28 protein-coding genes are annotated in these 24,483 nt (G+C 65.4%); 17 read left to right on the top strand and 11 right to left on the bottom strand.

The window, feature by feature from the left end; translation table 11 throughout:
• Nucleotides 1–30: 30 nt before the first annotated feature.
• The 3 genes from AC1DRE_RS24410 (at nt 31) to AC1DRE_RS24400 (ending at nt 3,798) form a co-directional block, all read left to right on the top strand.
• Nucleotides 31–1,359 (top strand): sensor histidine kinase, encoded by a 1,329-nt coding sequence (locus tag AC1DRE_RS24410; RefSeq protein WP_476987055.1) that lies wholly within the window; start codon nt 31–33, stop codon nt 1,357–1,359.
• Entirely contained in the window at nt 1,356–2,108 is a 753-nt protein-coding gene (locus AC1DRE_RS24405) for a response regulator (protein WP_476987054.1), read from the top strand. Before AC1DRE_RS24410 ends, AC1DRE_RS24405 begins: the two co-directional genes overlap by 4 nt.
• Before the next feature lie 229 nt (nt 2,109–2,337).
• Nucleotides 2,338–3,798 (top strand): amino acid permease, encoded by a 1,461-nt coding sequence (locus AC1DRE_RS24400; protein WP_476987053.1) that lies wholly within the window; start codon nt 2,338–2,340, stop codon nt 3,796–3,798.
• Between the two features lie 62 nt (nt 3,799–3,860).
• Here the strand turns inward: AC1DRE_RS24400 and AC1DRE_RS24395 are convergent, their stop codons facing one another.
• Together AC1DRE_RS24395 and AC1DRE_RS24390 are read right to left on the bottom strand one after the other, a co-directional pair.
• A complete protein-coding gene (locus AC1DRE_RS24395) occupies nt 3,861–4,193 on the bottom strand; it encodes a hypothetical protein (protein ID WP_476987052.1) in 333 nt (110 codons plus the stop codon).
• 84 nt (nt 4,194–4,277) lie between these two features.
• A complete protein-coding gene (locus AC1DRE_RS24390) occupies nt 4,278–4,778 on the bottom strand; it encodes an Hsp20/alpha crystallin family protein (protein WP_476987051.1) in 501 nt (166 codons plus the stop codon).
• 258 nt (nt 4,779–5,036) lie between these two features.
• Between AC1DRE_RS24390 and AC1DRE_RS24385 the strand changes: the two genes are divergently transcribed.
• A complete protein-coding gene (locus AC1DRE_RS24385) occupies nt 5,037–5,942 on the top strand; it encodes an intradiol ring-cleavage dioxygenase (RefSeq protein WP_476987050.1) in 906 nt (301 codons plus the stop codon).
• Nucleotides 5,943–6,002: 60 nt separating this feature from the next.
• The gene (locus AC1DRE_RS24380; protein WP_476987049.1) at nt 6,003–7,352 is read left to right on the top strand and encodes a M18 family aminopeptidase; all 1,350 of its coding nucleotides are present in this window, start codon (nt 6,003–6,005) and stop codon (nt 7,350–7,352) included.
• 21 nt (nt 7,353–7,373) lie between these two features.
• Here AC1DRE_RS24380 and AC1DRE_RS24375 read toward each other — a convergent pair whose 3' ends face one another.
• Nucleotides 7,374–8,717, bottom strand: a complete 1,344-nt coding sequence (locus AC1DRE_RS24375; RefSeq protein WP_476987048.1) for a hypothetical protein — start codon at nt 8,715–8,717, stop codon at nt 7,374–7,376.
• A gap of 122 nt (nt 8,718–8,839) precedes the next feature.
• Nucleotides 8,840–9,508: a DUF1345 domain-containing protein gene (locus AC1DRE_RS24370; RefSeq protein WP_476987047.1), complete on the bottom strand. Its 669-nt coding sequence runs from the start codon at nt 9,506–9,508 to the stop codon at nt 8,840–8,842.
• Between the two features lie 266 nt (nt 9,509–9,774).
• Between AC1DRE_RS24370 and rpsF the strand changes: the two genes are divergently transcribed.
• From rpsF to rplI, 4 genes are all read left to right on the top strand, one after another.
• The gene (gene rpsF, locus AC1DRE_RS24365) at nt 9,775–10,080 is read left to right on the top strand and encodes a 30S ribosomal protein S6 (RefSeq protein ID WP_055802737.1); all 306 of its coding nucleotides are present in this window, start codon (nt 9,775–9,777) and stop codon (nt 10,078–10,080) included.
• Between the two features lie 55 nt (nt 10,081–10,135).
• On the top strand, nt 10,136–10,711 hold the full coding sequence (locus AC1DRE_RS24360) for a single-stranded DNA-binding protein (protein WP_104174567.1): 576 nt from the start codon (nt 10,136–10,138) through the stop codon (nt 10,709–10,711).
• 126 nt (nt 10,712–10,837) lie between these two features.
• Complete coding sequence (gene rpsR, locus AC1DRE_RS24355; protein WP_003800144.1) at nt 10,838–11,077, top strand: 30S ribosomal protein S18; 240 nt, start codon at nt 10,838–10,840, stop codon at nt 11,075–11,077.
• Nucleotides 11,078–11,094: 17 nt separating this feature from the next.
• Nucleotides 11,095–11,547: a 50S ribosomal protein L9 gene (gene rplI / locus AC1DRE_RS24350; RefSeq protein ID WP_011693939.1), complete on the top strand. Its 453-nt coding sequence runs from the start codon at nt 11,095–11,097 to the stop codon at nt 11,545–11,547.
• A 124-nt stretch (nt 11,548–11,671) separates the two neighbouring features.
• Here the strand turns inward: rplI and AC1DRE_RS24345 are convergent, their stop codons facing one another.
• Entirely contained in the window at nt 11,672–12,094 is a 423-nt protein-coding gene (locus tag AC1DRE_RS24345; RefSeq protein WP_476987046.1) for a DUF1801 domain-containing protein, read from the bottom strand.
• Nucleotides 12,095–12,244: 150 nt separating this feature from the next.
• On the opposite strand from AC1DRE_RS24345, the gene AC1DRE_RS24340 reads away from it, so the two are divergent.
• Together AC1DRE_RS24340 and AC1DRE_RS24335 are read left to right on the top strand one after the other, a co-directional pair.
• Nucleotides 12,245–12,871, top strand: a complete 627-nt coding sequence (locus AC1DRE_RS24340) for an FMN reductase (protein ID WP_476987045.1) — start codon at nt 12,245–12,247, stop codon at nt 12,869–12,871.
• Between the two features lie 80 nt (nt 12,872–12,951).
• On the top strand, nt 12,952–13,314 hold the full coding sequence (locus tag AC1DRE_RS24335) for a TFIIB-type zinc ribbon-containing protein (RefSeq protein ID WP_476987063.1): 363 nt from the start codon (nt 12,952–12,954) through the stop codon (nt 13,312–13,314).
• Between the two features lie 17 nt (nt 13,315–13,331).
• On the opposite strand, the gene AC1DRE_RS24330 is transcribed toward AC1DRE_RS24335, so the two are convergent.
• Together AC1DRE_RS24330 and AC1DRE_RS24325 are read right to left on the bottom strand one after the other, a co-directional pair.
• Nucleotides 13,332–13,898 (bottom strand): hypothetical protein, encoded by a 567-nt coding sequence (locus AC1DRE_RS24330; RefSeq protein ID WP_476987044.1) that lies wholly within the window; start codon nt 13,896–13,898, stop codon nt 13,332–13,334.
• A gap of 2 nt (nt 13,899–13,900) precedes the next feature.
• Nucleotides 13,901–14,368: a hypothetical protein gene (locus AC1DRE_RS24325; RefSeq protein WP_476987043.1), complete on the bottom strand. Its 468-nt coding sequence runs from the start codon at nt 14,366–14,368 to the stop codon at nt 13,901–13,903.
• 692 nt (nt 14,369–15,060) lie between these two features.
• Here AC1DRE_RS24325 and dnaB point away from each other — a divergent pair.
• Complete coding sequence (gene dnaB, locus AC1DRE_RS24320) at nt 15,061–16,443, top strand: replicative DNA helicase (protein ID WP_104174562.1); 1,383 nt, start codon at nt 15,061–15,063, stop codon at nt 16,441–16,443.
• Between the two features lie 9 nt (nt 16,444–16,452).
• Here dnaB and AC1DRE_RS24315 read toward each other — a convergent pair whose 3' ends face one another.
• The gene (locus AC1DRE_RS24315) at nt 16,453–17,469 is read right to left on the bottom strand and encodes an acyl-CoA thioesterase (protein ID WP_476987042.1); all 1,017 of its coding nucleotides are present in this window, start codon (nt 17,467–17,469) and stop codon (nt 16,453–16,455) included.
• A gap of 159 nt (nt 17,470–17,628) precedes the next feature.
• Between AC1DRE_RS24315 and aztD the strand changes: the two genes are divergently transcribed.
• Entirely contained in the window at nt 17,629–19,035 is a 1,407-nt protein-coding gene (gene aztD, locus AC1DRE_RS24310) for a zinc metallochaperone AztD (RefSeq protein ID WP_476987041.1), read from the top strand.
• A gap of 109 nt (nt 19,036–19,144) precedes the next feature.
• Here aztD and AC1DRE_RS24305 read toward each other — a convergent pair whose 3' ends face one another.
• Nucleotides 19,145–19,579: a DoxX family protein gene (locus AC1DRE_RS24305; RefSeq protein WP_476987040.1), complete on the bottom strand. Its 435-nt coding sequence runs from the start codon at nt 19,577–19,579 to the stop codon at nt 19,145–19,147.
• Nucleotides 19,580–19,733: 154 nt separating this feature from the next.
• On the opposite strand from AC1DRE_RS24305, the gene AC1DRE_RS24300 reads away from it, so the two are divergent.
• The 3 genes from AC1DRE_RS24300 to AC1DRE_RS24290 all read left to right on the top strand — a co-directional run bounded on the left by AC1DRE_RS24300 (nt 19,734) and on the right by AC1DRE_RS24290 (nt 22,215).
• A complete protein-coding gene (locus AC1DRE_RS24300) occupies nt 19,734–21,104 on the top strand; it encodes an MATE family efflux transporter (RefSeq protein ID WP_476987039.1) in 1,371 nt (456 codons plus the stop codon).
• Nucleotides 21,105–21,172: 68 nt separating this feature from the next.
• Nucleotides 21,173–21,769 (top strand): hypothetical protein, encoded by a 597-nt coding sequence (locus tag AC1DRE_RS24295; RefSeq protein ID WP_476987038.1) that lies wholly within the window; start codon nt 21,173–21,175, stop codon nt 21,767–21,769.
• Nucleotides 21,770–21,852: 83 nt separating this feature from the next.
• Complete coding sequence (locus AC1DRE_RS24290) at nt 21,853–22,215, top strand: hypothetical protein (protein ID WP_476987037.1); 363 nt, start codon at nt 21,853–21,855, stop codon at nt 22,213–22,215.
• A gap of 52 nt (nt 22,216–22,267) precedes the next feature.
• Here the strand turns inward: AC1DRE_RS24290 and AC1DRE_RS24285 are convergent, their stop codons facing one another.
• Nucleotides 22,268–22,810, bottom strand: a complete 543-nt coding sequence (locus tag AC1DRE_RS24285) for a CGNR zinc finger domain-containing protein (protein WP_476987036.1) — start codon at nt 22,808–22,810, stop codon at nt 22,268–22,270.
• Between the two features lie 158 nt (nt 22,811–22,968).
• On the opposite strand from AC1DRE_RS24285, the gene AC1DRE_RS24280 reads away from it, so the two are divergent.
• Nucleotides 22,969–23,961 carry an EamA family transporter gene (locus tag AC1DRE_RS24280; RefSeq protein ID WP_476987062.1) on the top strand — a complete coding sequence of 331 codons (993 nt, stop codon included), beginning with the start codon at nt 22,969–22,971 and terminating at the stop codon, nt 23,959–23,961.
• Nucleotides 23,962–24,086: 125 nt separating this feature from the next.
• On the opposite strand, the gene AC1DRE_RS24275 is transcribed toward AC1DRE_RS24280, so the two are convergent.
• Nucleotides 24,087–24,350 carry a hypothetical protein gene (locus tag AC1DRE_RS24275; RefSeq protein WP_104172623.1) on the bottom strand — a complete coding sequence of 88 codons (264 nt, stop codon included), beginning with the start codon at nt 24,348–24,350 and terminating at the stop codon, nt 24,087–24,089.
• Nucleotides 24,351–24,483 lie beyond the last annotated feature (133 nt).

The following is a 24,483-nucleotide window of genomic DNA, read 5'->3' as shown; positions in this document are numbered from 1 at the left end:
GGCAGCGGAAGGGCCGTCTAGGCTCAACGCATGCTTGAAGAACCGATGGCAAAGGACGCATCAGCCCTGAATCAGGTTGATGCGTCCTTTGCCGCACTCGCCGACAGGCGCCGCGGCAGGCTCCGGCGGTACCTCCACCGGCACCCCCGGGCCATGGATGCCCTGGTGGTGCTGTGCTACCTGCTCCTCGTCACGCCCACCACAGTGGACACTGTGGCCGACGGTGGCTGGGCTGCGACGGCGCTCCTTGCCGCCGTTGCCGTGGCGCTCTCGTTCCGCCGGTCCCATCCGGTGGCCGTTGTGGCGGCAGTGGCCGTGCTGGAAGTCGGCATCACCTTCCTGCACCCCTGGGGCTCCAATGTTTCCGGGGGCCTCTGGTTTGCGCTCTATGCGCTGGCAGTGCAGCGGTCGCGCCGGTTCTCCATCAAGGCGCTGGCATTGGCCAACGCTCCGTTGTCCCTGTTGTACTTCCTCACCCTGGTGGGGCCGCTGGAACGGGCGCTTCCCAACGGAGGTCCCGCAGCGCCGGAGAATTCTCAGCTTGTCTTCGGGATCGTTGCCGGCATCACCATCACGCTGTCCAACATCATCGCCACCGGAATCGGCATCTCCGTCCGGCAGCGCCGGGAACACGAACAGGAAATCGCCGCGTGGGCGGCCCGGACGGCGGAGCTGGGTTCGGTCACTGAACGCAACCGGATCGCGAGGGAAATGCACGACGTCGTTGCCCACTCCCTGACAGTAATGGTCACCTTGTCGGACGGCGCGGCCGTGGTGGTCAGGAAGAGCCCGGACCGCGCCGCCGTGGTGCTGGCCGAACTGTCGCGGACCGGACGGACGGCCTTGGCCGACATGCGCCGCGTGCTGGGAGTCCTGCGCGACGAATCGCCTGCCGGACAGGCACCGCGCCGGCCCCTGAGCGCAGGAAACAGCCTTGCCAAACTGCTGGAGGGATTCCGGACGGCGGGATTGCCGCTGCACTACTCGCACACCGGGCCGGCACTTCCTGACGACGCGGCGTTCCAGCTGACCGTCTACCGGATTGTTCAGGAATCACTGACGAACGTGCTCCGCTACGGACGGGCCCTGAGCCGGGTGGATGTCAGCATGGTGCGCGCTGACGGCACGGTCACCATTGAAGTGCTCGACGACGGCCGGGGCACTGTGGGCCAGGCGGGAACGGGCGGAGCGGGAACGGTGGCCGGCGGAGCCAAGCCGCTGGGGACCGGCCAGGGCCTGACCGGAATGCGCGAGCGGGCGGGGATCTACGGCGGTACGGTGGAAGCCGGACGCCCGGCCGCCGGAGGATGGCGGGTCAGGGCTGTACTGAATTGGAATGGGGACCAAGGAAAATCATGAATGGCAATGCACCGATCACAGTCCTGCTGGTGGACGACCAGCCCCTGCTGAGGATGGGCTTCCGGCTGATCCTCGAGGGCGAGGACGATCTTCGGATCGTGGGGGAAGCGTCCGACGGGGCGGAAGCAATCCGGCAGGTCAGGGAGACGAACCCGGACGTGGTGCTGATGGATGTGCGGATGCCGGTCCTGGATGGAATCGAGGCAACCCGGGCAGTGACCTCTTCAGGAGCCGCCGCCAAGGTGATCATCCTGACCACATTCGACCTGGACGAGTACGCCTTTGCCGGCCTGCAGGCCGGCGCTTCGGCATTCTTGCTCAAGGATGTGGCCCCGGCTGATCTGGTGAATGCCGTGCGGGTGGTGGCCAGCGGAGATGCCGTGGTGGCACCGCGCGTCACCCGCCGCCTCCTGGAAGCCTACGTGCGCGGGGACCACGCCGCTGCCCTGTCCGGCCAGCAACCGGGAACTTCCGCGCCGGCCGCGGGCCAGGGCCGGCATGCAAACGGCGACGAGCAGCACAGGGACCCGTTGCTGGAGGCGCTGACACCGCGCGAAGCGGAAATGCTGGGCGTCATGGCCGAGGGCTTGTCCAACGCCGAGATAGCCCACAGGTTCTTCCTGTCCGAAGCAACCGTGAAAACCCATGTGCGCAGGATCCTCGCCAAACTGCATCTCCGGGACAGGGTGCAGGCAGTTGTCTATGCCTACGAGACGGGGCTGGTGGTCCCGAGCAATCCGGACTACTGACTACCCTGAAGTAGATTTCGGGCACATTTCAATATTGCCCTAAGGAATACTTTTGTTGCCTTGTGCTGTGCTTCGTTGTGGGAAGCGCTGTTTCGTGGCCAGCCAAAATGTTCGACTGCACAAGATGTGGCGTCCGTCATCCGGTCTAGGGTGAGAAAGAAATGTGGCCTGACGCACGGAGATCCGTGCCTGTCCGGGGCCCGCACCCTCAACTAAGGACGGCGCTTCCATGCACGCTGACCAACAGCTCTCCAAGTCCCTGAAGCCCAGGCACCTGTCCATGATCGCCATTGCCGGCGTGATCGGCGCCGGCCTCTTTGTCGGCTCCGGTGCCGCCATCCAGCAGGCCGGCCCCGGCATTCTGCTCGCCTACATGGCCGCGGGAATCGTCGTGATCCTGGTGATGCGGATGCTGGGTGAAATGGCTGCTGCCAACCCCGAGACAGGATCGTTCTCCACCTACGCGGACAAGGCCCTGGGCCGGTGGGCCGGATTCAGCATCGGCTGGCTCTACGCGTGGTTCTGGATCATTGTCCTGGGGATCGAAGCAACGGCAGGCGCAGCCATCATGCACCGCTGGGTTCCGGGAATCGACCAGTGGGTGTGGGCGCTGGTCCTCATGGTGCTGCTGACGTTGACGAACCTGGGCTCCGTGAAATCCTACGGCGAGTTCGAGTTCTGGTTTGCCTCCATCAAGGTGGCTGCCATCGTATTGTTCCTGCTCTTCGGCGTGGCCGCCATCCTGGGCCTGATCCCCGGAGTTCCGGCACCGGGCCTGGACAACCTGGTCAACAACGGCGGATTCCTGCCCAACGGACCCGGAGCGGTGCTCGCCGGCATCCTGGTGGTCGTCTTCTCCTTCTTCGGCGCTGAAATCGCCACCATCGCGGCCGGGGAGTCCGAGAACCCCGTGGACGCCGTCAAGAAGGCCGTGAAGTCCACCGTCTGGCGCATCCTGGTGTTCTACATCGGTTCCATCGCCATCGTGGTCACCCTGCTGCCGTGGAACTCCGCCTCCGTGGCCAAGAGCCCTTACGTCGCGGTAATCGAGCTCTTCGGCATCCCGGGCGCCGGCACCATCATGGACATTGTGGTCCTGACCTCGGTGCTGTCCTGCCTGAACTCGGGCCTCTACACGGCCAGCCGCATGCTGTTCTCGCTCTCCCGCCGGGGGGACGCGCCCCGGGCCTGGATGAAGATCTCCAGGCGCGGCGTTCCGGCCGCCGCCGTGCTGGCCTCCACCGTGGTGGGTTTCGTCACCGTCGGCCTCAACTACATTGCGCCGGACACGGTGTTCCTGTTCCTGGTCAACACGTCAGGCGCGATTGCGCTGTTCGTCTGGCTGGTCATCGCTTCCTCGCAGCTGATCCTCCGCCGCCGGATGGGAGCGGCCGCCAAGGACCTTGCCCTGAAGATGTGGCTTTTCCCCTACCTGACCTGGGTGTCCATCGTCAGCATCGTTGCGCTGCTGATCGGCATGGTGGTCCTGGAGTCCACCCGGGAGTCGCTGCTCCTCTCACTGGCACTGGCGCTCGTTGTGGTGGGCATCGGCGTCTGGCGCTACCGCAAGAACCTCGGCAGCACCGGTAGGACAGAACACGCCGGGACCGAACAAACCGCCACGACCAGCACCGAGCGGACGGACACCGCAGCCGAAGAAGCCGGCGTAGGTGCCGGACCGGCGTCGTAGTTCACTTGCGTTAGCCCGGCAGCAACGGGCGTAACCCGCCCGCAACCGGAGTCCGGCCGCCGTCAATCCAGGTGGCCGGACTCCGTGCTTTCGGAGTCCATGTCCAGCGGGGAGTCCACGTCCGCCGCCGGACCCACGCCCTGGTCCGGCTGCACGGAATCGAAGAACTTGTGCTCCCCGGCAGCGGCGGCGGAACTGTGCACCCGGGTCCGAATGAAGCTGACGTCCTCCGCACTGAGCTGGATGGCGCCGTGCTGGTCGCGAACCACCGGCTCATCGGCAACCCGGGCGACGATCGTGGCGATCGTCCTCGGCAGCACCACACAGCCGGGATTGTCCATGAGCCAGCGGCGGGTGGCGGGATCAAGCCGGTGCCACTGTGTTTTCAGTTCCATTGAGGGACCCGTTCCATATGTTCTGCTGCCTCTTTCCCGGTCGCCCGGCTGGTTAAATGAGCCTGTTGGCTGATAAATCCGACGCTATTCGCGGCTGATCGGGAGCCGCTTCTCCGGGGCATCCGCTAATGGTGCCGCGGGAAGCGGCGTTCTGACTTCGAGCACGCCGTCCCTGAAGGACACCTTGATATCTGTGTCGTTAACCCCTTCCGGCAACGGCAGGTTGCGGGTGAAGGGGCGGTAGCGCAACCCGGAATGATGGCCGTTCCCGTCGGAATGGCCATCGGATTCCCCGCGTCCGGCGCGGATATGCAGCACGCCCCCGGCCACGGACACCTCGATGTCACGGTCCGGGTCCGCGCCGGGCATTTCGGCCCTGACCACGAGGGTCTCCCGGTCGACGAACTCCTCGACACGCACATCGGCGGCATGGACTTCCTCGTTGTGAGCGGGGACCGGTAGGTTGTTGGGAGCGAAGACCCGCCCGAGTGCGCCGGTGAAGCCCGGGGGAGTCCTGCCCGCCCCGTCGACGGCGTCCGGCCACCGGGCCGACTCGAACGGGGACCATTTCAACGCACCGGACATAGCACTCTCCTGTGTTGTTCTCCTGGCAGGGCGGCAACCGCAGGCGACCAGACCCACACACCAGTAGATACCTATGCGGTGAGCGGGGGTAGGGACCAAAGTCCCCCGGCTGGACCGGTCATCCACGAAACGGCGGGATCCCGGCGGCGGGCACCGCCGCTTTGTCGCCCGGCGCCGCCGCTGCGCCTGAAGGAACCGCACAGCCGGCACACAGGAAAGGCCTATGCGCGGCATAGTCGTCCCGAGTTTCATGGGTCCATGACTCCTTCACCGCAGCCTCCCCACGAACCGCATCCCAACCATGACCGCGGCCTGGAATTCGACCTTACGACGCTGGTGAGCCGCCGGTCGCTGGGCATGTTTTTCGGCGCCGCGGCCGCAGCACTGGCTGCCTGCAGCCCGGGCGGGTCCACCGCCGGCGCTGCCAGCACGACGGCGGCCGCCACCGGTTCCGCAACAGCGACGGCGACCCCCTCCGTGTCGGCGTCCGCCACGGCGTCGGCGTCACCCACACTGACCCGTGCGATTGCCGAATGCGGTGTGGAAATTCCGCAGGAGACAGCGGGCCCCTACCCGGGGGACGGTTCCAACGGGCCCAACGTCCTGGAGGCATCCGGCGTGGTCCGGCAGGACATCACTTCGAGCTTCGGGACCTCCACCACCAAGGCCGAAGGCATCCCGCTGACGGTTACCCTGACCCTGCTGGACAACGCCAACGGCTGCAGGCCGCTCCCCGGCGCCGCCGTCTATGCCTGGCACTGCGACCGCGACGGCAAATACTCGATGTACGACGCCGGGCTGGAAAACGAGAACTTCCTCCGCGGAGTCCAGGAAGCTGACGCGAACGGACAGGTCTCGTTCACCACCATCTACCCCGGGGCGTACAACGGCCGCTGGCCCCACATCCACTTCGAAGTCTTCGAGTCCATGAGCAATGCCACGGTGGCCGGCCAGGTGCTGGCGGTCTCCCAGATCGCCATGACGGAGGCTGCCTGCGACGAGGTCTACGCCACGGCAGGCTACGAGTCCAGCGCCCGGAACTTTCCCAACACCACGCTCACCTCGGACAACGTCTTTGGCGACGACGGCGGCATTTACCAGCTGGCCACCATGTCCGGTTCGGTGGCGGGCGGCTACACGGCGGGGCTCAACGTCAGAGTGTAGGAAACGGTGCGGAAAGGGCCTTCGGTGGTGGGCCGTCGCGGCACCGCTAGACTCGGAGCCATGCCTTCCCACGCCACTGCCGCAGACCATATCCGGGACCTCGGCGCGTATGTCAGCGCGTCGCCGTCGAGCTTCCACGCAGTGGAGGAAGCCGCACGGCGGCTGGACGAGGCGGGCTTCACCGGGCTGGACGAGCTTGAGGCGTGGCCGGCCGGCACAAGCGACAGCGGGGAAGCCCGCGCGGCTGGCCGGTTCTATGTGGTCCGCGACGGTGCGCTGATCGCCTGGGTGACGCCGGAGGGTGCCGGACCCACCACAGGGTTCAACGTCCTGGGGGCGCACACCGATTCGCCGTCGTTCAAGCTCAAGCCCAAGCCCACCACGGGGAAGTTCGGCTGGCTCCAGGCCGGCGTCGAGGTTTACGGCGGGCCGCTGCTCAACTCCTGGCTGGACCGTGAGCTCCAGCTGGCCGGGCGGCTGGTGATGCTTGACGGAACGCAGTGCCTGACCGCCACCGGGCCGCTGCTTCGCTTCCCTCAGCTGGCCATTCATCTGGACCGGGCGGTGAACGACGGCCTGGCGCTGGACAAGCAGCAGCACATGAATCCCGTCTTCGGGCTCGGCGACCCGGCAGGGGAGGACCTCCTCGCGCTGCTGGCTGAACGGGCCACCCCGGCGGCTCCCGGCGCCGCGCCTTTGGATCCGGCACAGATCGGCGGGTACGACGTCGTCATCGCGGACACGCAGCCGGCCGCGGTTTTCGGGGCCAAAAGTGAGTTCTTCGCCTCCGGGCGTCTGGACAACCTTTCAGCCACCCATGCGGGGCTGGTGGCGCTGATCGCACATGGTGGGGCCGGGGAGCGCCCGGACGGCGGGCCGATCGCCGTCCTCGCCGCCTTTGACCATGAGGAGATCGGCTCCAACTCGCGCTCGGGTGCCTGCGGACCGCTGCTCGAGGACATCCTGGTGCGCATCTCGGACGGCCTCGGTGCGTCGGCGAGCCAGCGGCGGCAGGCACTGGCGGCGTCGTTCTGCGTGTCCGCCGACGCGGGCCACGCGGTGCACCCTAACTATGCCGAGCGCCACGATCCGGTCAACCGGCCGGTCCTCAACGGCGGGCCCCTGCTGAAGATCAACGCCAACCAGCGCTACGCGACCGATGCGCCCGGAGCAGCCTTCTGGGCGCGGCTGTGCGGCGAGGCGGGGATTCCGTATCAGGAGTTCGTCTCCAACAACGTGATGCCGTGCGGATCCACCATCGGGCCGCTGACAGCGACGCGGCTGGGCATCAGGACTGTCGACGTGGGTGTGCCCCTGCTGTCCATGCACTCGGCACGCGAACTCTGCGGCGTCGAAGACCCGTTCCGGCTGGCCAGTGTGACCGAACTGTTCTTCCGGACGCCGGCGTAGTCAGGAAGTCCGGCGGCTCCGCTACTTGACGCAGGACGCGGCGCCGCCGTCGATCCGGTACAGGTGGACGGCATTGCCGTCCGCAAAGTGATCGCTGAAGGTGCCGTTAGCCATCGTCACGGTGCGGTTCTCGTCGAGGACGGTTACAGCGGCACCGGCACCGGCAAGGCAGGGCAGCTGGAAGACGGCATCCTGCTCCCGTGCCTGCGCGGAACCGGCGAGGACGTAAAGCGATCCGTCGTGGACTTTGATGGCGGCGTCAATCCCTTCGCCGTGCGAGAGTGCATTGTCGAGGAAAGGGGCATTGAGTACCGGCGCAAGCCTCGTAATCTGTGCATTCACATCCGTCACCCACGGTCTGACGGCATCCCCGCAGGGGCCCCTCAGCACATGCTGGGTCTGGCAGTCGCCACCGAAGTTGTGGTTGAAGTACACGATCCCGCGGGCGCCGTGGATAAGGCTGCTCCACACGGCAGCGCGGATTTCCGGTCCGGTGATCGTGGGCGCGTCCGCCTGGGTAAAGGGATGGCCCACTTCAACGAATGACCAGACCGGTTTGCTGGCTGCCGGATTCACCAGGGATCGCACCCGGTCCACGGTCCAGCCGTAGTTGGCGGCAAGTCTGCATTTTCCCGGTTCCAGCTGCGCTCCGGCCGCGAACACCGCACCGCCTTCGGACGGCCCGCAGATATAGGGGTCAGTGAACCAATAGTTATCCGCAGACACCACGTCCTGGAAATCATTGACGAAAACGGCGGCCTGCTCGTTGGTTTCCCAGAACGTCACGCCTTTGCCGTAGTTCGCATAGACCATCGTCCCGGCGGGCACGGACTTGCGGAGGTCGCGCAGGACGGTATAGCCGCAGCGCTGGTTCTCCGGTGTGCAGATGGGGCCGTACCCCGGCCAGTTGCCTGTCCAGGCGGCATCACCGGGTCCGGCCCACATGTCCACCTCATCCGAGAGCATCCATCCGGCGGCATTGGCCATCGGGACGCTGGTCAGGGCGCGCATTCCCTCTTTGGTGGCAAGCGCAATATCCGAGTTGCTGGTCAGATCAACATAAAGGTTAATCCCCATGAGTCGGTCCTTGGGGGCATCGGTTGGTTCTATGAGGCTTTCCAGCCAAATGCCGACGGGGAAATACGAAGGATCGGTAGGCAGCGGGTTGGCATACTTCGCAAAATAGTCGGTGCCGCCGTCCACTCCACGCAACTGAACAGGTGCGGCGGTTGCTACGGCCTCGGCAGGGGCCGGCTGCGTCTGGTTCCAGACGAAGGAAAGTCCTGAAGCAAGGACGGCAGCGATAAGGACGCTGAGGCCAATTCCACCGGCCCCGGCCGTCCTGCGGCGCGTGATTTTTCCCATGGCCTACCCCTATCGTCGCCGAGGTGAGACCGGTGCTTGTGTCATAGTGCTCCTCGGCGTCCGATGGGTCAAGACCGCCAGCAATCAAGTCCGCCCGGGAGCCCGGTCCATTCGGCCCGTGCTCAGGCCAGTCCGATCACCAGGTTGATGGTCGTGGCGAGTATTACGGTGCCGAAGAGATAGGAAAGCAGGCTGTGCTTGAGGGCCTCGGCCCTGATGAGGTGGTTCTGCAGATTGGTGTCAGACACCTGGTACGTCATGCCAAGGCTCGTGGCGAGATAGGCAAAATCCGTGTACTGCGGCGGCCGCTCCTGGTTGAAGTCGATGCCGCCCACCTCCCGCCCGCCGCGTTTGCCGGTGCTGTAGTAGAGCTCGGCGTAGCGCAGGGTGAAGAGTGTCTGCACCAGGATCCAGGACAATGCCACACACGCCAGGGCCAGGAGCCCGCCGTTGAGTCGCGATCCGCCGTCGGCCCGGTGCGAATCCACGACGACGGCGGCTACAGCGGCCAGGCTGGCAACGTTGGCCACAAGGATCAGCAGGTCGGTAGTTCTGCGGGACGGATCCTCCGATGTCGCATGGGCCCGCGTCCCGGCGGGGCCGAGCCTTCCCACCACAAGCCACACCCAGGCCACGTAGACGAGGGCGGCACTGCCCCAACCGACGGCCGGCGCTTCGACCCAGTGCCCGGACAGCCCGGTTGCTGCCGCGGTAGCCAGGCCTGCCGCGACCATGGCTAAGAACCGCAGCCGGCTTCGTCTGATCCTGGCGGGCGGAGGGCTGGTGTCCATGTGTCGTTACTCTAGCCAAACAAACAGGCCGGGCTCCGTTCCCGCACGCTTTTCCACATAGCATCCGGGGCGTTTCCGCCCGGCAAGGCCCCGGGACTAGCCTGAACGGGTGACGAATCGCCGAAACCGGCCTAAATGCACTAAGATATTGAAGTCTGTGCTGCGTCCTGTCTCCGTTTTGGTGACCGGGCGTGCACGGCATCGCAAATGAACCTCCTGTTACGGAAATGCCGTAACCGCTTAGCCCAAAGGAGGTGGGTTCACATATGCGTCCTTACGAATTGATGGTAATCATCGACCCCGAGGTCGAAGAGCGTACCGTTGAGCCAACGCTTCAGAAGTTCCTGAACGTCATCACCAACGATGGTGGAACCATCGAAAAGGTTGACATCTGGGGCCGTCGTCGCCTGGCTTACGAAATCAAGAAGAAGTCTGAAGGTATCTACGCAGTGGTGAACTTCACCGCCAAGCCGGACACCGCCAAGGAACTTGACCGCCAGCTGAGTCTCAATGAGACCATCATGCGCACCAAGATCACCCGCCCCGAAGAGCAGAAGGTCGTTGCTGAGTAATTTCAGCTCCCGGCATTCAATCTTTACCCCGCAGGAACGAACAAGGAGGCAGTAGATGGCAGGCGAAACCACTATTACGGTCATCGGTAATCTCACCAATGACCCCGAACTGAGGTTCACACCGTCAGGTTCGGCAGTAGCGAATTTCACCATCGCTTCTACGCCCCGCACCTTCGATCGCCAGTCGAATGAGTGGAAGGACGGGGAAACCCTGTTCCTCCGCGCCTCGGTCTGGCGTGAAGCAGCCGAAAACGTCGCGGAATCCCTTACCAAGGGCATGCGCGTTATCGTTAACGGCCGTTTGAAGAGCCGTTCCTACGAAACCAAAGAAGGCGAGAAGCGCACCGTTATCGAGCTCGAAGTCGATGAAATCGGCCCGAGCCTGCGCTACGCCAACGCCAAGGTCAACCGCACCCAGCGCTCCGGCGGTCAGGGTGGTCAGGGTGGCTTCGGCGGCGGCAACAGCGGCGGTGGATTCGGTGGCGGCCAGGGTGCAAACCAGGGCGGCAACACCGGAGGAACTTGGGGCGGCAACCAGCCCGCAGCGCAGGAAGACCCCTGGGCAACGCCCGGTGTCAGCAATGCGGGCGGCGGCTGGGGCAACGGCCCGGATTCCGAACCTCCCTTCTAACCAATAATTCAGGTCCGGCGCCGGAACCCGCCGGGATGCCTCACGGCTCCCGGGTGAGTGCCGCCGTCGAACCACCACCATCCCGTGGATCAATATCCACGGGCTCCATAGAATAGGAGCTCCACGATGGCTAAGGCTGAACTCCGTAAGCCCAAACCAAAGTCCAACCCCTTGAAGGCCGCTGACATCACCGTCATCGACTACAAGGACGTAGCATTGCTGCGCAAGTTCATCTCCGACCGCGGAAAGATCCGCGCCCGTCGCGTCACTGGCGTCACGGTGCAGGAACAGCGCAAGATCGCCCAGGCAATCAAGAACGCCCGCGAAGTTGCTCTGCTGCCTTACTCCGGCGCTGGCCGCGGCTAAGGAAGGGATTAACTAAAATGGCAAAGCTCATTCTGACCCACGAAGTAACCGGTCTCGGTGCTGCTGGCGACGTTGTCGAGGTCAAGGACGGTTACGCACGTAACTTCCTGCTGCCCCGCGGTTTCGCTCTGACCTGGTCGAAGGGTGGCGAAAAGCAGGTTGAGTCCATCAAGGCTGCCCGCGTTGCCCGCGAGCACGCTTCCCTGGAAGATGCTCAGAAGCAGGCCGCTGCACTCTCCGCCAAGCCGGTCAAGCTCGTTGTCAAGGCTGGCGAGACCGGACGCCTGTTCGGCACCGTCAAGCAGGGCGACGTGGCCGACGCTGTTGAGGCCGCTGGCCTCGGCCGCATCGACAAGCGCAAGGTTGAACTGCCGGCACACATCAAGTCGGTTGGTTCCTACCAGGCCAACGTCCGTCTGCACGACGACGTTGCCGCTGTGATCGAACTCGACGTAGTCGCAGGCAAGTAGTCCCTCCGGCCCCTCGCCAGAGCGCTACGCAGTCCTGAACTGCTGAAGGCCCCCGCATTCGGATTCCGCTTCGGAACCGAAACGCGGGGGCCTTTGTCGTTAACGCCCGGTTCCCGATTGAGCGCTAGCCCTGGTGCATCACGGTGGTGGAGTGCCGGTGGCCGGCCCGGATGAGTTCGGCCAGCACCGCCTCGTCCACGTCGTCCAGCTTGTTGACGTAGAGGCATCCCGCGCCCACCTTGTGTTTGCCCAGCCGCGGCAGCAGGCCCGCCGCTTCGGGTGCGTAGGTGAGCCCATACAGCGAAAGGCTCCCCTTCCGGGGGGAAAACCCCACAGCGACGGTGTCTCCCTCGCGGCCGCTCTCGTACCGGTAGTGGTAACTTCCGAAGCCAACGATGCTGGGACCCCACATCACGGGTGCCTCCCCGGTGTTTTCCTTCATGAGGGCCAGAAGCCGCAGGCCATCGTTGCGCCGGGCGTCGTTTTCCACGCCGTCCAGGAAATCCTGCACGGACGCGTCGGTTGCCTGGGTCTTGTTTTCAGCCATGACGGCAGTCTGGCAGACGCCGCCCGGGTTGTCAGCAGGCCCACCCGGTGGTGCCCCGACGCTGCGGAATAAACACGAGGATGCGTCGGTTGAGTAGGTAGATGCAAACGCATATACTCTGGATTTACCGTTGACCTTCAGGAGAAAACCGTGGAAACCCGCCGCATAACCGTCCTTTCCGCCGGCCTTGGCGTACCGTCGTCGAGCCGGCTTCTGGCTGACCAGCTGGCAGCGGCCGCCGAACAGCGGCTGGCCGCAGCCGGCTATGCCGTGACCGTGGACGTTGTGGAACTCCGTGACCTCGCGGTGGACATCGCCAACAATTTTGTGACGGGTTATGCGGGCCCGCGGCTCGCCGAAGTCATTGCAGGCGTGGAGGATTCGGACGGCATCATCGCGGTCACGCCGGTCTTCAGTGCCTCCTACAGCGGCCTCTTCAAGTCCTTTATCGACGTCCTGGATCCGAAGTCGCTGGAGGGCAAGGCCGCCCTCCTCGGGGCAACCGGCGGCACCGACCGCCACCAGATGGTCCTGGACTATGCCATGCGTCCCCTGTTCAGCTACCTGCGGACCCGCACAGCGGCCACCGCCGTCTTCGCCGGCCCCCAGGATTGGGGCAACACGGACGACGGCGGTTCGCCCCTTTCGGTGCGGATCGGGCGGGCCGCGGATGAGTTCGCAGGGCTGCTGACGGCTGACCGGCCGCGGCGGAAGCCCGAAGCCGCCGAGTCCCTGCCGTTCGAACAGCTGCTGGCCGGAATCTCGGGCGGGCGGTAGGAACAGGACGGCGGGCCCTCAGCTGCCGGCCCGCGGTGGATGCGCCGAACTTTTCCGGGGCCCTGCTCGTTGTGCCGGACATGAAATGCCCTGTGGATTCAGTAGACCTAATCATGAGCGAACGCAGCGGAGTGGAGATCGATTACTGTCCGCAGTGCCGCGGCGTGTGGCTTGACCGCGGCGAGTTGGACAAGATCATCGACAGGGCCGCCGATCTGACGGGTCCTGCCGCGCAGGCAGCCCCGGTAGCCCCTCCCGCCCCGGGGCTCATTCCGCCGCCGCTGTACAACAACAACCTGGACCCGCGCCGCGATGACAGGCGTCCTGACGATCGCCGCTATGACGAGCGGCGGGACCGGCCCCGGCATGACGACCGGCGCTATGACGACCGCAGGCGGCCCAAAAAGAAGGAAGGCTGGCTCGGGGAGCTTTTCGATTTCTGAGTGGTCAGGCTGGAAGCTCAGTCGTCGAGCAGGGCGATGAACTCCCGGGCCTGCTTCATGGAGATGTCCGAGTGCCGCGTCAGCGCCATGGCCGCCGCTTCCGTGTCGCCGCTTCTGGCCAGCGTGCGGATCCGGCCGTAGATCTCGTCGTTCAGCATGTTGCTGCTGACCTCGCGGGTGACATCGCCCTTACTGGCGATGGCCCGGTAGCGGTACGGGAAACGCTCCGGAGCGTCGTCGTCGTCATTCTCAGGCTCCTCCGGGGCCGCTGGGTGGAAGGGCTGCGGATTGGCCGCCAGGGCGCCGACGGCGTCACGCGAGGCCCGCAGGCCCTCTCCTGAGGCTTCGTAGTAGAGCTTGATGGCCGCCATGGCCTGCCCCTGGGCGATCAGGGCGTACAGGCGCCGGTGCTGGTCCTCGGTAAGCTTGGCCGCCGCGGCCCGCGCCACGTCCGCAGGGTTCCCGGGCGGCGTACTGCCACTTGCCTTGTTGCCGGCGGTGCGGCGTCCGACGGCGCGGGCCACCACGAGGACACCCGCTCCCACGAGGAGCAGGATCAGAACGGGGATCACTAGCGATTCCATTACTACAGCCGATCTACATAATTCTTGGCGGTCAAGAGATCCGAATGCGTTGCCTGCCGCAGCAACTTGATGGCCTGGAGTTTCTGGCCGCTGCGGGCCATCGACTGGAGCTGTAGGGCGAACTGCGGGTTCAGCTGCCCGCCGGGGAGGACCGGTCCCTGGTAGCCGTGCATGCCCACGCCCGGACTGGAGCCGGCCTGGGCGTGCAGGGCCGCCCGTGCGTGGTCGGCCTGCTGCGACTGCTGTTGCTCGTTCTGGCTCGGCCGGGTGGAGGCGTCAACCCGCGCCCGCGCGGCCGTGGCTGCCTTCACCTGGGCAGCGTAGTGGGCCTGCGACCGGAGGGCCAGTTCCAGTTGATAGCGTTCCGCATCGGAGATGCCGGTGTCCCGTGGTTTCAACGCCGTTGAAACCCCCCAAATCACTGCCACCAGAATGAGGGCAGGCAGCATAACTACTAATACATCGCCCATAACTAGAGCTTATGCCAGTTCACCGTTATCCACAGCATATTCTGACGTACGCATACAGCCCGGGCGGGTAAACCGTCAATTCGAGCCAGTTGTCGTGGCGTACATCACAATGCGCGTATATTCTGCGTCACTTCGCCTCTCCTACTCGCCGGTATCCCCAGTGCGAACCTGCAAGCTGTGGATGAATGTTCCCCAAAAGAATCTTTCGTCCACAAGCCATTTTGAACGTTTCCGCAGGTCAGAGGCATATTGGTGGCCAAAGTTTTTTGGTATCCACAGGTGACCACACAGGCTGTGCACAAGCAGGGGCCGCTAGTCCACAACTTATCCACAGGTGTGCATGTATGTGGGCTTGGTGGCCGGCGGAACGGGGGCTAACGTAGCGGGATACCTGTTTTTGGGGCGTTGGTACCTGTTTTCCATAGTCCGGACAGGCCTGTTGCGGGACAACCGGAAACGGACCCGGACGCTCAATTGTGGATAACCTCCGCAAACTGGGGATAACCGGATTGGCGGCCGGAACGAGCGGACGTCGGCGCTTTGCCGATGCCGGAAAACTGTCAGTGCCTGCAGGTACTACTGGTCCTGCTGCGCAGCGGGGAATTCCGCTGCGCAGGGCAGCCCACAGGCAGATAGCTACAGCACCGCCGGCATTGAGAAACCGCCGCGGTACACAATGGAGGACGGCAGCTTTGTCAGTTACGCACCTGGACTCAATCGAGGGCACCCGGAGTTCCGAAGGCAACCGAAAGCCGCCCCAGGACATCCCTGCTGAGCAATCAGTTCTCGGCGGAATGATGCTGTCCAAGGACGCCATCGCCGACGTCGTTGAGATCCTGCGGGGCCAGGACTTCTACCGGCCCGCCCACGAGACAATCTACGAGGCCGTGATTGACCTCTATGGCCGCGGCGAGCCCGCCGATGCCGTGACCGTGTCTGATGAGCTGACCAAGCGCGGAGAGATCAACAGGATCGGCGGCCCCGCCTACCTGCACGAGCTCATCCAGACCGTACCCACTGCAGCCAACGCCGGATACTATGCGGAGATCGTTGCCGAGCGTGCCGTGCTGCGGCGGCTGGTAAATGCCGGCACGAAGATCGTCCAGCTGGGGTACGGCTCAGACGGTGAAGTGGAAGACCTCGTCAACCAGGCCCAGGCCGAGATCTACGCCGTGGCCGAACGACGTACGGCTGAGGACTACGTTGTCCTCAAGGACGTCATGGAATCCACTGTGGACGAGATCGAAGCCTCGGGCCACCGCGGTGAAGGCATGACGGGCGTGCCCACGGGCTTTTACGAACTGGATGAGCTCACGCACGGCCTGCACCCGGGGCAGATGATCGTCATCGCCGCCCGCCCGGCCGTCGGTAAGTCCACGTTCGCCCTGGACTTCGCCCGGTCTGCGGCCATCAAGAACAATCTCGCCACGGTGATGTTCTCCCTGGAAATGGGCCGGAACGAAATCGCCATGCGCCTCCTTTCCGCGGAGGCCACCATCGGCCTCCAGGACCTCCGTAAGGGCACCATCAAGGACGAACAATGGTCCAAGATCGCCACCACCATGGGCCGGATGAACGACGCCCCGCTGTTCATTGACGACAGCCCGAACATGTCGCTCATGGAAATCCGCGCCAAGTGCCGCCGGCTCAAGCAGCAGCACGACCTCAAGCTGGTCATCCTGGACTACCTGCAGCTGATGAGCTCGGGTAAGAAGGTCGAATCCCGTCAGCAGGAAGTCTCAGAGTTCTCGCGTGCCCTGAAGCTGCTGGCCAAGGAGCTCCAGGTGCCCGTGATTGCCCTTTCGCAGCTGAACCGTGGCTCCGAACAGCGGCAGGACAAGCGGCCCATGGTCTCGGACCTCCGCGAGTCGGGATCCATCGAGCAGGACGCCGACATGGTTATCCTGCTCCACCGTGAGGACGTCTATGACAAGGAATCGCCGCGCGCCGGCGAGGCGGACATTCTCATCGCCAAACACCGTAACGGCCCCACCAAGGACATTGTCGTGGCGTTCCAGGGGCACTACTCGCGCTTTGCCAACATGGCGGCCGATGCCGGAGGCGGCGGCTTCTAGCTGGCCGGGCTACGTCGCCTGCCGCACCGGGGCCGTGTCCTGCGCAGTGCCGCGGGCCGCGCCGCCGGCCAGGAGGTGGTTGGGCAGCCGGTTTCCAGGTGCCCGGCCCCGGATCTCCAGCAGTTCCCGGGCGTGGGCGTGCAGGCGCTTGTCCTCCTCGGAGACCGGCACCCAGGGCAGAATGGGCACCGAGTTCCCGGCGGCGTCGCGGGCCACCATGACGGTCAGGCAGTAGGTGGTGAGGTTCATCTCCCGGCCCTTGGGGTCGCCGGAACGGACGTGCACGGCGATATGCATTCCCTTGGTGCCGGTGTACACCAGCCGTGCTTCCACTTCCACCACGTGGCCGATCAGCAGCGGACGGTAGAAGCGCACTCCGCCGGAGAACACGGCCACGGTGTCCTTGCCGCAGTACCGCGAAGCGCACACATAGGCGGCCTCGTCGATCCATTTCATGACGATGCCGCCGTGCACCTTGCCGCCCCAGTTCACGTCCGTGGGAGCGGCCATAAAACGGAGGACAACCCGTTCGGCGGTTCCTGCGTCCGTGTATTCCTGCGCGTTCATTGCCTGGACGATGTCTTCGCGGACCTTGATCCGTGCCAGGGCGTGGTCGCGCTCTTCGATTTCCTCCGCGGTGGAAGGCTCGAACTGCGTGACGGGCACCGGCTTCCCGTCCGGGCCCACGGCCACGAAGATGACCATGCACTGGCTGCGCATCGTGGCCGGGCCGCCTTTGGGGTCGCCGGAGGACACCACGGTCCGGATATGCATGGAGGAGCGCCCGGTGTAGACGATCGTGGCAGTGACCTCCACCATGTCACCGCTGTTGACCGGATCGGCAAAGTGGATGTTGCCCACGTAGGCGGTCACGCAATAGGACTTGGACCAGCCGACGGCGGCGGCATAAGCAGCCTTGTCAACCCACTCGAGAACCGTTCCGGCGTCCACGGAGCCGCTGTGGCCGACGTCGGTGGGGGCCGCAAGGAAGCGGAGGGTCACTGAATTGGCGGCAGTCTCGCTCATGCTGAGAGTTTACTGATGACCCGGCGTACCGCCCGGTCGGAATGACACAAACGCCACCCCTTCCGCCATATGAGGGCTGGGGCGGCGTCCGTAGGCGCGGCAGGTGATTCCCCCTTCATTCGATTTGCGAAGCTAATGAGAATCACTATCATTTAGCCTATGAAGAATCCCACTCGCCGCCTGTCCCGCTTCAAGCCCCTCCTCCGTTCCCCGCTGTCCGCGCCACGCTCCATCCCGCGGGTGCTCCTGCGGTCCGCCGGTCTCGCGACGCCCCGGCGGCCTGGCGCCCCCCTTCCCCGCCTCTCCGGTGCGGCGGCAGTGGCTGCATCGGCTCTGGTACTGAGCGGCTGCGCCGGCGCTGCTCCCGGAAGCGTAAGCGGTGACGCCGCGGGGGCCGGCGCGCAAGCCACGGGGCGGGCCGCCGAGTCCGCTGCCGCCCAGGAAGTCCAGGGCCCGGCGCCCAGGCTGGTCATGACGCACGCGGAGGGCATCACGGTGCTCGACGCCGCGTCGCTGGACGTGGTGGGGGAGGCGGAGCTTACGGGCTTCAACAGGCTGAACCCCGCGGGCGACGGCCGTTATGTCCTGGTGTCGACAGGCAATGCCTTCCGGGTGTTCGATGCCGGCGTCTGGACCGAAAAGCATGGCGATCACGGGCATTCCTATGCTGCGCCGCCGGCGCTTACGGACGCCGCGTTTGAGGCGACCAAGCCCGGCCATGCCGTATTCCATGCCGGCAGGACAGCACTCTTCAGTGACGGTTCGGGAAAAGTTGAAATCTTTGACCCGGCCGGACTGGCGGAAGAAGGCGGGGATCTTCCCGGGACTGATGTTTACACCACGCCGGAAGCCCACCACGGCGTGGCGGTGCCGTTGAAGGAAGGCAAGCTGCTGGTAACCCTTGGTGACGATGAGGCGAGGCGGGGAGTCGCCGTCCTCAATGCCGGAGCGGGCCAGGACCGGACCGAGCTGGTGCGCAACGAGGACTGCCCGGGCGTGCATGGCGAAGCATCGGCAGGGCAGGACGCCGTTGTGGTGGGCTGCGAAAACGGCATGCTGATCTACCGTAACGGCCGCATTTCCAAGGTGGCCAGTCCTGACGCCTACGGCCGAATGGGGAACCAGGCAGGATCGCCGGAGTCGCCCGTGGTCCTGGGCGACTACAAGGTCGACAGGGAGGCCGAACTGGAGCGTCCAACACGTGTGTCGCTCGTTAATACGGACACGGCGACCCTCCGCCTCGTGGAGCTCGGCACCAGCTACTCGTTCCGCTCGCTGGGCAGGGGCCCCGAGGGCGAGGCCCTGGTGCTGGGGACCGACGGTGCCCTGCGGATCATCGATCCGCTGACCGGAAACATCACGTCCACCGTGCCGGTGGTGGAGGCGTGGGAGGAGTCCGAGACATGGCAGGACCCGCGCCCCGCATTGTTCGTTCAGGGCTCCACCGCTTACGTGACCGAGCCGGCCCGCCGCGTGATCCATGCTGTGGACCTTGCCTCGGGCAGCGTCAGGAAATCAGCTGGGCTGCCGCACGTGCCCAACGAATTGACGGGAGTCTCCGGCTAATAGTCCAGGTTGGGACCACCTTGGGAGCGCCCGCAGAAACCGACGCCGGGCCGGCCACCAAGGTGACCGGCCCGGCGTCGTGCGGGTTTCTTTGTCCGGCGACGGCTGCTTAGGCGAGGACGCTGAGCTTCGAGTTGCTGCGGCCGAACAGGGCACGGTCCACGGCCACCTTGCCCGCGCCGGTCAGGGCAATGGCGAGGGCTCCGGCTGCCAGCAGAAGCACCAGCTCGTAACCGCCCGTGGCGGCGAAAACGCCGGCAGAGGCGTGGACAAGGAACAATGCGCCGAGCATATCCAGCGCGAGAAGTGCGGCGAAGATGCGCGTCAGCACCCCGAGGATCAGCGCGACGCCGCCAACAAGCTCGAGAGTGGCGACAGTAGGGGCTGCCAGTTCAGCGGCCGGTATGCCCATCTTGGCGAAGGAGGCCTGCGTGCCCGCGATGGTCCACTCATTGAACTTCTGCCAGCCGTGGGCTGCGAAGAGGAATCCAGCTATGACACGCAGGATAGTGAGTGCTGTGGTGGTCAGTGTGGACTGGTTCATGGGAGTTTCACCATTTCGGAGATCGGTGGGACATTGCCGCGGCGCCGTGAGGCCCGCGCTCTTGAAACTTCAATGATTAACATTGCCAAGAATTAGTTGAAGAGTCAACCATATGGAGCCGCATGTGACGGGTCTCTCCAGTTAGGCTGAATCCGTGCCAGAATCACCCGCCACCGCCGAAGTTGTTCCCGCCGGCCGGAACGCCCGGGAAATCCTCCGCCTCGCCGTCCCGGCGTTCGGCGCCCTCATCGCCGAGCCGCTCTTCCTTCTTGCGGACTCCGCCATCGTCGGCCACCTCGGTGTGGCGCAACTGGCAGGGGTGGGGCTGGCGTCCGCGGTGCTCCACACGGCCGTGGGCCTCATGGTGTTCCTGGCGTACTCCACCACCCCGGCGGTTGCCCGGGCCATCGGCGAGGGCAAGCTCCCCAAGGCGCTGGCGGCCGGCCGGGACGGTGTGTGGCTGGCACTTGTCCTGGGCCTGGTGCTGGCAGCGGCCGGGTTTGCCGGCGCCGAGCTTCTGGTCGACCTGATGGGGGCAACGGGCGATGTCCGCCAGTTCGCCGTCGACTATCTCCGCTGGTCCATGCCCGGACTCGTGGCCATGCTCCTGATTTTCGCCGGCACCGGGGTGCTGCGCGGCCTGCAGGACACGCGTACGCCGCTGGCCGTGGCATCGGCGGGCTTCACCCTGAACATTCTCCTCAACCTCGCCCTCGTCTATGGGCTGAATTGGTCCGTGACCGGTTCCGCCGTGGGCACCAGCATCGCCCAATGGGCCATGGCCCTGGTGTATCTGGTCATCGTCCAGCGCAATGCCCGCGACCACGGCGTCCCGCTGCGGCCGGACTGGCGGGGAGTGCGGGCCATGACCAAAGTGGGGTCCTGGCTCATGCTGCGGACGCTGAGCCTGCGCATCGCGATCCTCGCAACGGTGCTCGTGGTTACGGCCCAGGGCTCCGTGAATCTGGCCGCCCATCAGCTGGCCATGACCATCTTCACGTTCCTCGCGTTCGCCCTGGATGCCTTGGCCATCGCCGCCCAGGCCCTGATCGGCAAGGAGCTGGGTGCGGCCAATCCTGCCAAAGTGCGCGAGCTGACCCGGACCATGATCCGCTGGGGTGCGGGTTTTGGCGTGGTCACCGGCGTGTTGCTGGCCGTTGCGGCTCCGTGGGCGGGCGGCCTCTTCACGTCCGACGCCGGCGTCCAGTCCGCGCTGATGCTCTCGCTGTGGGTGCTCGCCGCGGGACAGCCGCTGGCCGGCTACGTTTTCGTCCTGGACGGCGTCCTCATTGGTGCCGGTGACGCGAAGTACCTGGCGGTCGCCGGCGTCGTAAACCTTGCGGTGTACGTGCCCCTGCTGGTGGCTGTGCGGCTTGGGGCTGTCGACGGCGCCGCCGGCCTCGCCTGGTTGTGGGTTGCCTTTTCGCTGGGCTACATGTCCGCCCGCGCTGTGACCCTGGGCCTGCGGGCAAGGACCGACAAGTGGATGGTCCTGGGTTCGTCCCAGGCCGGTTCCCGGGGCTGACCAGCCTGTTGTGCTGCGTGTTCGCGTGCCGGGTTCGCGTGGAATCCGCTGCGCACTAAACTGGACGCGTGACCCTCCCCGCATCTCCTGCCGATCCTGCTGCCCTCACCGCTCCCGCTGCGGACCTGTGGAAGCCGGTGCTCACCAGGGCCGTGGTAGCCCTTGCCTTCGGCGCGGTTACCGTGTTCTGGGCGTCGCCGTCCGCATCCGAAATGGGCTGGGCGGGCGGCCTCTACCTGCTGGCCACCGGTGTGACGCTGCTGCGCGGCATCGGGCAGTTTGGCATTGCAGCCAAGCAGCCGGCCGGCAAAGCCATGGCCGCGGCCGGCGCTGCCATGACCGGAGCCGGTGTTGCCGTGGTGTTCCTGGGCGGTGAACTGGTGTTCGGTGTCATCGCGGCGCTTGGCCTGGGCCTGCTGGGGGCGGCGGAACTCTACCTGGGAATCCTGTACCGCGGCCGCAGCGTCCTGGCGCGCGACTGGATGGCCTCTGGCGTGATCGGCCTGGGAACTGCTGTGGCCCTGCCGTTCTTCATCAGCCTCGGAGCGCATGCCCTGCTGGGGGTGGCCGGCGGCGGGGCGATCATTTCCGGCGTTCTTTGGATCCTGGCTGCCCTGACCCTGCGGCACGATGCGCGGACCGTTTCCAGTGAGGCCGTAAACTAGTAGGGAACGGTTCTACTTCGTGTAGAACAATCGCTTGACTAAAAGCGGCAGGGCCCCGGCCGTGCCGCACGGGAGGAAACACCTTGGCACACCAGAAACCAGGAGAACCGCGCAATCTGCGGACCTCGGTCAAGGGACCCCTCATGTTCTCCGCATTCTGGGCTGTCCTGGCATTCTTTGCCGTGCTGATCTTCGCCTCCGGGGGCAGCTCCCGGGCTCCCCGTTTCGATCTCGCCTTCACCGGTGCCGGCATTGCATTCATCGTGACCCTGGTCGTCGCCGCGATGCTCTCGATGAGCTACAAGGGCAACCCCGACCACCTGGGCAAGGGTTCCGGTGTCAATCTGAGTTCGAAAAAGTCCTCCGGGCACGGCAGCTATTCCACCCGTCCGGAGTCCCAGGCCCCGGGTACGCCCGATTCCGCGCCCGGCGCCGACCCCCGCTAGATCCGGGGGCCCTGGTTCCTGCCGGCCCGGTTTCCTATGACGCCGCTTTTTCCTATGACGCCGCTTTCCGCGCACGGTAAGCGGCCACATGCGCCCGGTTGGCGCAGTTCCCGGTATCGCAATACCGCTTTGACCGGTTCCGGCTGAGGTCCAGCACCACGGCGTCGCAATCTTCCGCCGCGCACACCAGCATCCGGTCCATCTCCTTGCTGCGGATCACATCCACCAGCGCCATGGCGGCTTCGGTGCTCATTCTGTCCGCCAAAGGGGCTTCCCTCGTGGTGGCGTGCAGATGCCAGTCCCATTCATCGTGCTTGATCAGCTGCGGCAGGGCACTGGCTTCGCGGAGCAGCCGGTTGACCGTTTCGACTGCCGCGTCCTCATCCATGGTCCAGAGCTCGGTGAGTTGGCCCCGCAGTTTATGGACGCTGGCCAGTTCAGCCGCGTCCCGGGCCCTCGCGCCGGAGAACCCTTCCTCGTGGAGAAAACGGTCCAAATCCCCGACCGTGGCGAGGTGCTCCTCGCCGTTGGCGGCGCTGTTGATCAGTCTCACCACGGTGCGGAGTGCTACCTCAGTGTCAGGGGCAAATACCATCTTGACTCCTTACAGGGTACGGGCGTAATGTCATGACCATTACCCCACTTTACTCCTGACAGGAGGCAGCCGTGCCTGCCGTACGCAAACGCGCCGAAACGTCCGTCGAGGGCGCCGTTTCCCGGCCCGGCGCTACCCGCGGTCCGGCTGCCGGCTTCCTGGCGTCCGGGCTCGGCGTTGCGCTGTTCTCGTCGGCGGTTTTCGGACTTTCCGGATCCTTTGCGAAAGCCCTGCTCGAAACCGGCTGGACGCCCGGCGCCGCCGTGACGGCACGCCTCACCGGAGCGGCGATAATCCTCGCCGTCCCGGCCGTCCCGGCCCTGCGCGGCCGCTGGAACCAGCTGAAGGACAACTGGCTGACCATACTGCTGTTCGGCCTGATCGGCGTGGCGGCCTGCCAGCTTTTCTACTTCAACGCCGTGGCGCGGCTGTCTGTGGGCGTTGCCCTGCTCCTTGAGTATCTGGCCCCGGTGATCATTGTGCTTTGGCTGTGGGCGGCAAGCCGCCGGCGGCCACGCCCCCTGACCATTGCGGGAACGCTGTTTTCGCTGGGCGGACTGATCCTGGTGCTGGACCTGACAGGTGCGGTGAAGATTGATTTCATCGGTGTCCTCTGGGGAATCGCCGCAGCTGTCTGCCTGGCCATCTACTTCTTCATCACCGCCAAGGAAAATGACACGCTACCGCCGATTGTCCTGGCGTCCGGCGGCCTCATGGTGGGTGCAGCAGTGATGTGGCTGGCCGCAGCCACGGGCCTTCTGCCCATGGCCTTCAGCACGGCGGACACCAAGCTGGGGCCGTGGGTCACGCCGTGGTGGGTTTCGCTGGGCGGCCTGATTGTCCTGGCCACGGTCCTTGCCTACGTTTCCGGCATTGTTGCCGCACGGGCGCTGGGCTCCAAAGTGGCGTCCTTCGTGTCGCTCACGGAGGTGCTCTTCGCCGTCATCTGGGCATGGCTCCTGCTCGGTGAACTCCCCGGTCCCGTCCAGCTCCTCGGCGGGGTGCTGATTGTCGGCGGTGTGGTTCTGGTCCGGGTGGACGAACTGCGGGGGTCGCGGGTGGCAGCCGCCGCTGCGGGCGGCTCCGTTTCGGAAAGCGCGGCAACGCCGGCGCCGCTGGATCACGCGAACGACGTCGAGCCGGTCCCCTAAGCAGCGGCACGCCGTGCCGGCCCCTCGGTCCGATACCAGCCGGATCCCCCGGACGCACGGATGCCCCGGACGCTTTACGGCGTCCGGGGCATCCGGCATGCTGTCCCTGGCGGGAGGAGGCCTTCCTAGCGGGAAGCCTCTTCCTGCTGGGAAGCGTTCTTGGTTGCCTGCTTGCCGGCTTCCTGCAGCGCCTGTGCCACCTTGGCCAGGGCCGTCACGTGCGAACCGGACCACTCACTGCGGAACTTGTCCGCGTCCGGGCCCTTCCAGTCGGTGCCGTCAAGAGCCTTCGACAGCTGCGACTTCTGCTTCTCAATCTCGGACGAACCAGCCTGCAGCTTGGTTCCGAGCGCCTTGAGCTGAGCAATGTCTGCACCCCAAATAGCCATTAGTTATCTCCCTTTAGTCAACGGACCCGATCCGATCGGCTCCCCAGCGGCCCCCGGCTCATCCGGAAGATCCATTACCTAGAACCTATCCCGCGGTCCAACCCATCGTCGATGGGCACCGCTCCCCATGCAC

The organism is Arthrobacter sp. P4_H3 (assembly GCF_056400885.1).
The sequence above is the reverse complement of the archived record's forward strand: the minus strand, read 5'-3'. Positions and strand labels throughout refer to the sequence as shown.

Coding starts and splice junctions, on each gene's coding strand:
- AC1DRE_RS24345 (WP_476987046.1), bottom strand. CDS start 12,094: ATGGCTGAAAACAAGACCCAGGCAACCGACGCGTCCGTGCAGGATTTC.
- AC1DRE_RS24385 (WP_476987050.1), top strand. CDS start 5,037: ATGACTCCTTCACCGCAGCCTCCCCACGAACCGCATCCCAACCATGAC.
- AC1DRE_RS24410 (WP_476987055.1), top strand. CDS start 31: ATGCTTGAAGAACCGATGGCAAAGGACGCATCAGCCCTGAATCAGGTT.
- AC1DRE_RS24370 (WP_476987047.1), bottom strand. CDS start 9,508: ATGGACACCAGCCCTCCGCCCGCCAGGATCAGACGAAGCCGGCTGCGG.
- AC1DRE_RS24335 (WP_476987063.1), top strand. CDS start 12,952: ATGAAATGCCCTGTGGATTCAGTAGACCTAATCATGAGCGAACGCAGC.
- AC1DRE_RS24275 (WP_104172623.1), bottom strand. CDS start 24,350: ATGGCTATTTGGGGTGCAGACATTGCTCAGCTCAAGGCGCTCGGAACC.
- AC1DRE_RS24315 (WP_476987042.1), bottom strand. CDS start 17,469: ATGAGCGAGACTGCCGCCAATTCAGTGACCCTCCGCTTCCTTGCGGCC.
- AC1DRE_RS24305 (WP_476987040.1), bottom strand. CDS start 19,579: ATGAACCAGTCCACACTGACCACCACAGCACTCACTATCCTGCGTGTC.
- AC1DRE_RS24330 (WP_476987044.1), bottom strand. CDS start 13,898: ATGGAATCGCTAGTGATCCCCGTTCTGATCCTGCTCCTCGTGGGAGCG.
- AC1DRE_RS24360 (WP_104174567.1), top strand. CDS start 10,136: ATGGCAGGCGAAACCACTATTACGGTCATCGGTAATCTCACCAATGAC.
- AC1DRE_RS24380 (WP_476987049.1), top strand. CDS start 6,003: ATGCCTTCCCACGCCACTGCCGCAGACCATATCCGGGACCTCGGCGCG.
- rpsF (WP_055802737.1), top strand. CDS start 9,775: ATGCGTCCTTACGAATTGATGGTAATCATCGACCCCGAGGTCGAAGAG.
- AC1DRE_RS24375 (WP_476987048.1), bottom strand. CDS start 8,717: ATGGGAAAAATCACGCGCCGCAGGACGGCCGGGGCCGGTGGAATTGGC.
- AC1DRE_RS24390 (WP_476987051.1), bottom strand. CDS start 4,778: ATGTCCGGTGCGTTGAAATGGTCCCCGTTCGAGTCGGCCCGGTGGCCG.
- rplI (WP_011693939.1), top strand. CDS start 11,095: ATGGCAAAGCTCATTCTGACCCACGAAGTAACCGGTCTCGGTGCTGCT.
- AC1DRE_RS24400 (WP_476987053.1), top strand. CDS start 2,338: ATGCACGCTGACCAACAGCTCTCCAAGTCCCTGAAGCCCAGGCACCTG.
- AC1DRE_RS24285 (WP_476987036.1), bottom strand. CDS start 22,810: ATGGTATTTGCCCCTGACACTGAGGTAGCACTCCGCACCGTGGTGAGA.
- AC1DRE_RS24405 (WP_476987054.1), top strand. CDS start 1,356: ATGAATGGCAATGCACCGATCACAGTCCTGCTGGTGGACGACCAGCCC.
- aztD (WP_476987041.1), top strand. CDS start 17,629: ATGAAGAATCCCACTCGCCGCCTGTCCCGCTTCAAGCCCCTCCTCCGT.
- AC1DRE_RS24395 (WP_476987052.1), bottom strand. CDS start 4,193: ATGGAACTGAAAACACAGTGGCACCGGCTTGATCCCGCCACCCGCCGC.
- rpsR (WP_003800144.1), top strand. CDS start 10,838: ATGGCTAAGGCTGAACTCCGTAAGCCCAAACCAAAGTCCAACCCCTTG.
- AC1DRE_RS24325 (WP_476987043.1), bottom strand. CDS start 14,368: ATGGGCGATGTATTAGTAGTTATGCTGCCTGCCCTCATTCTGGTGGCA.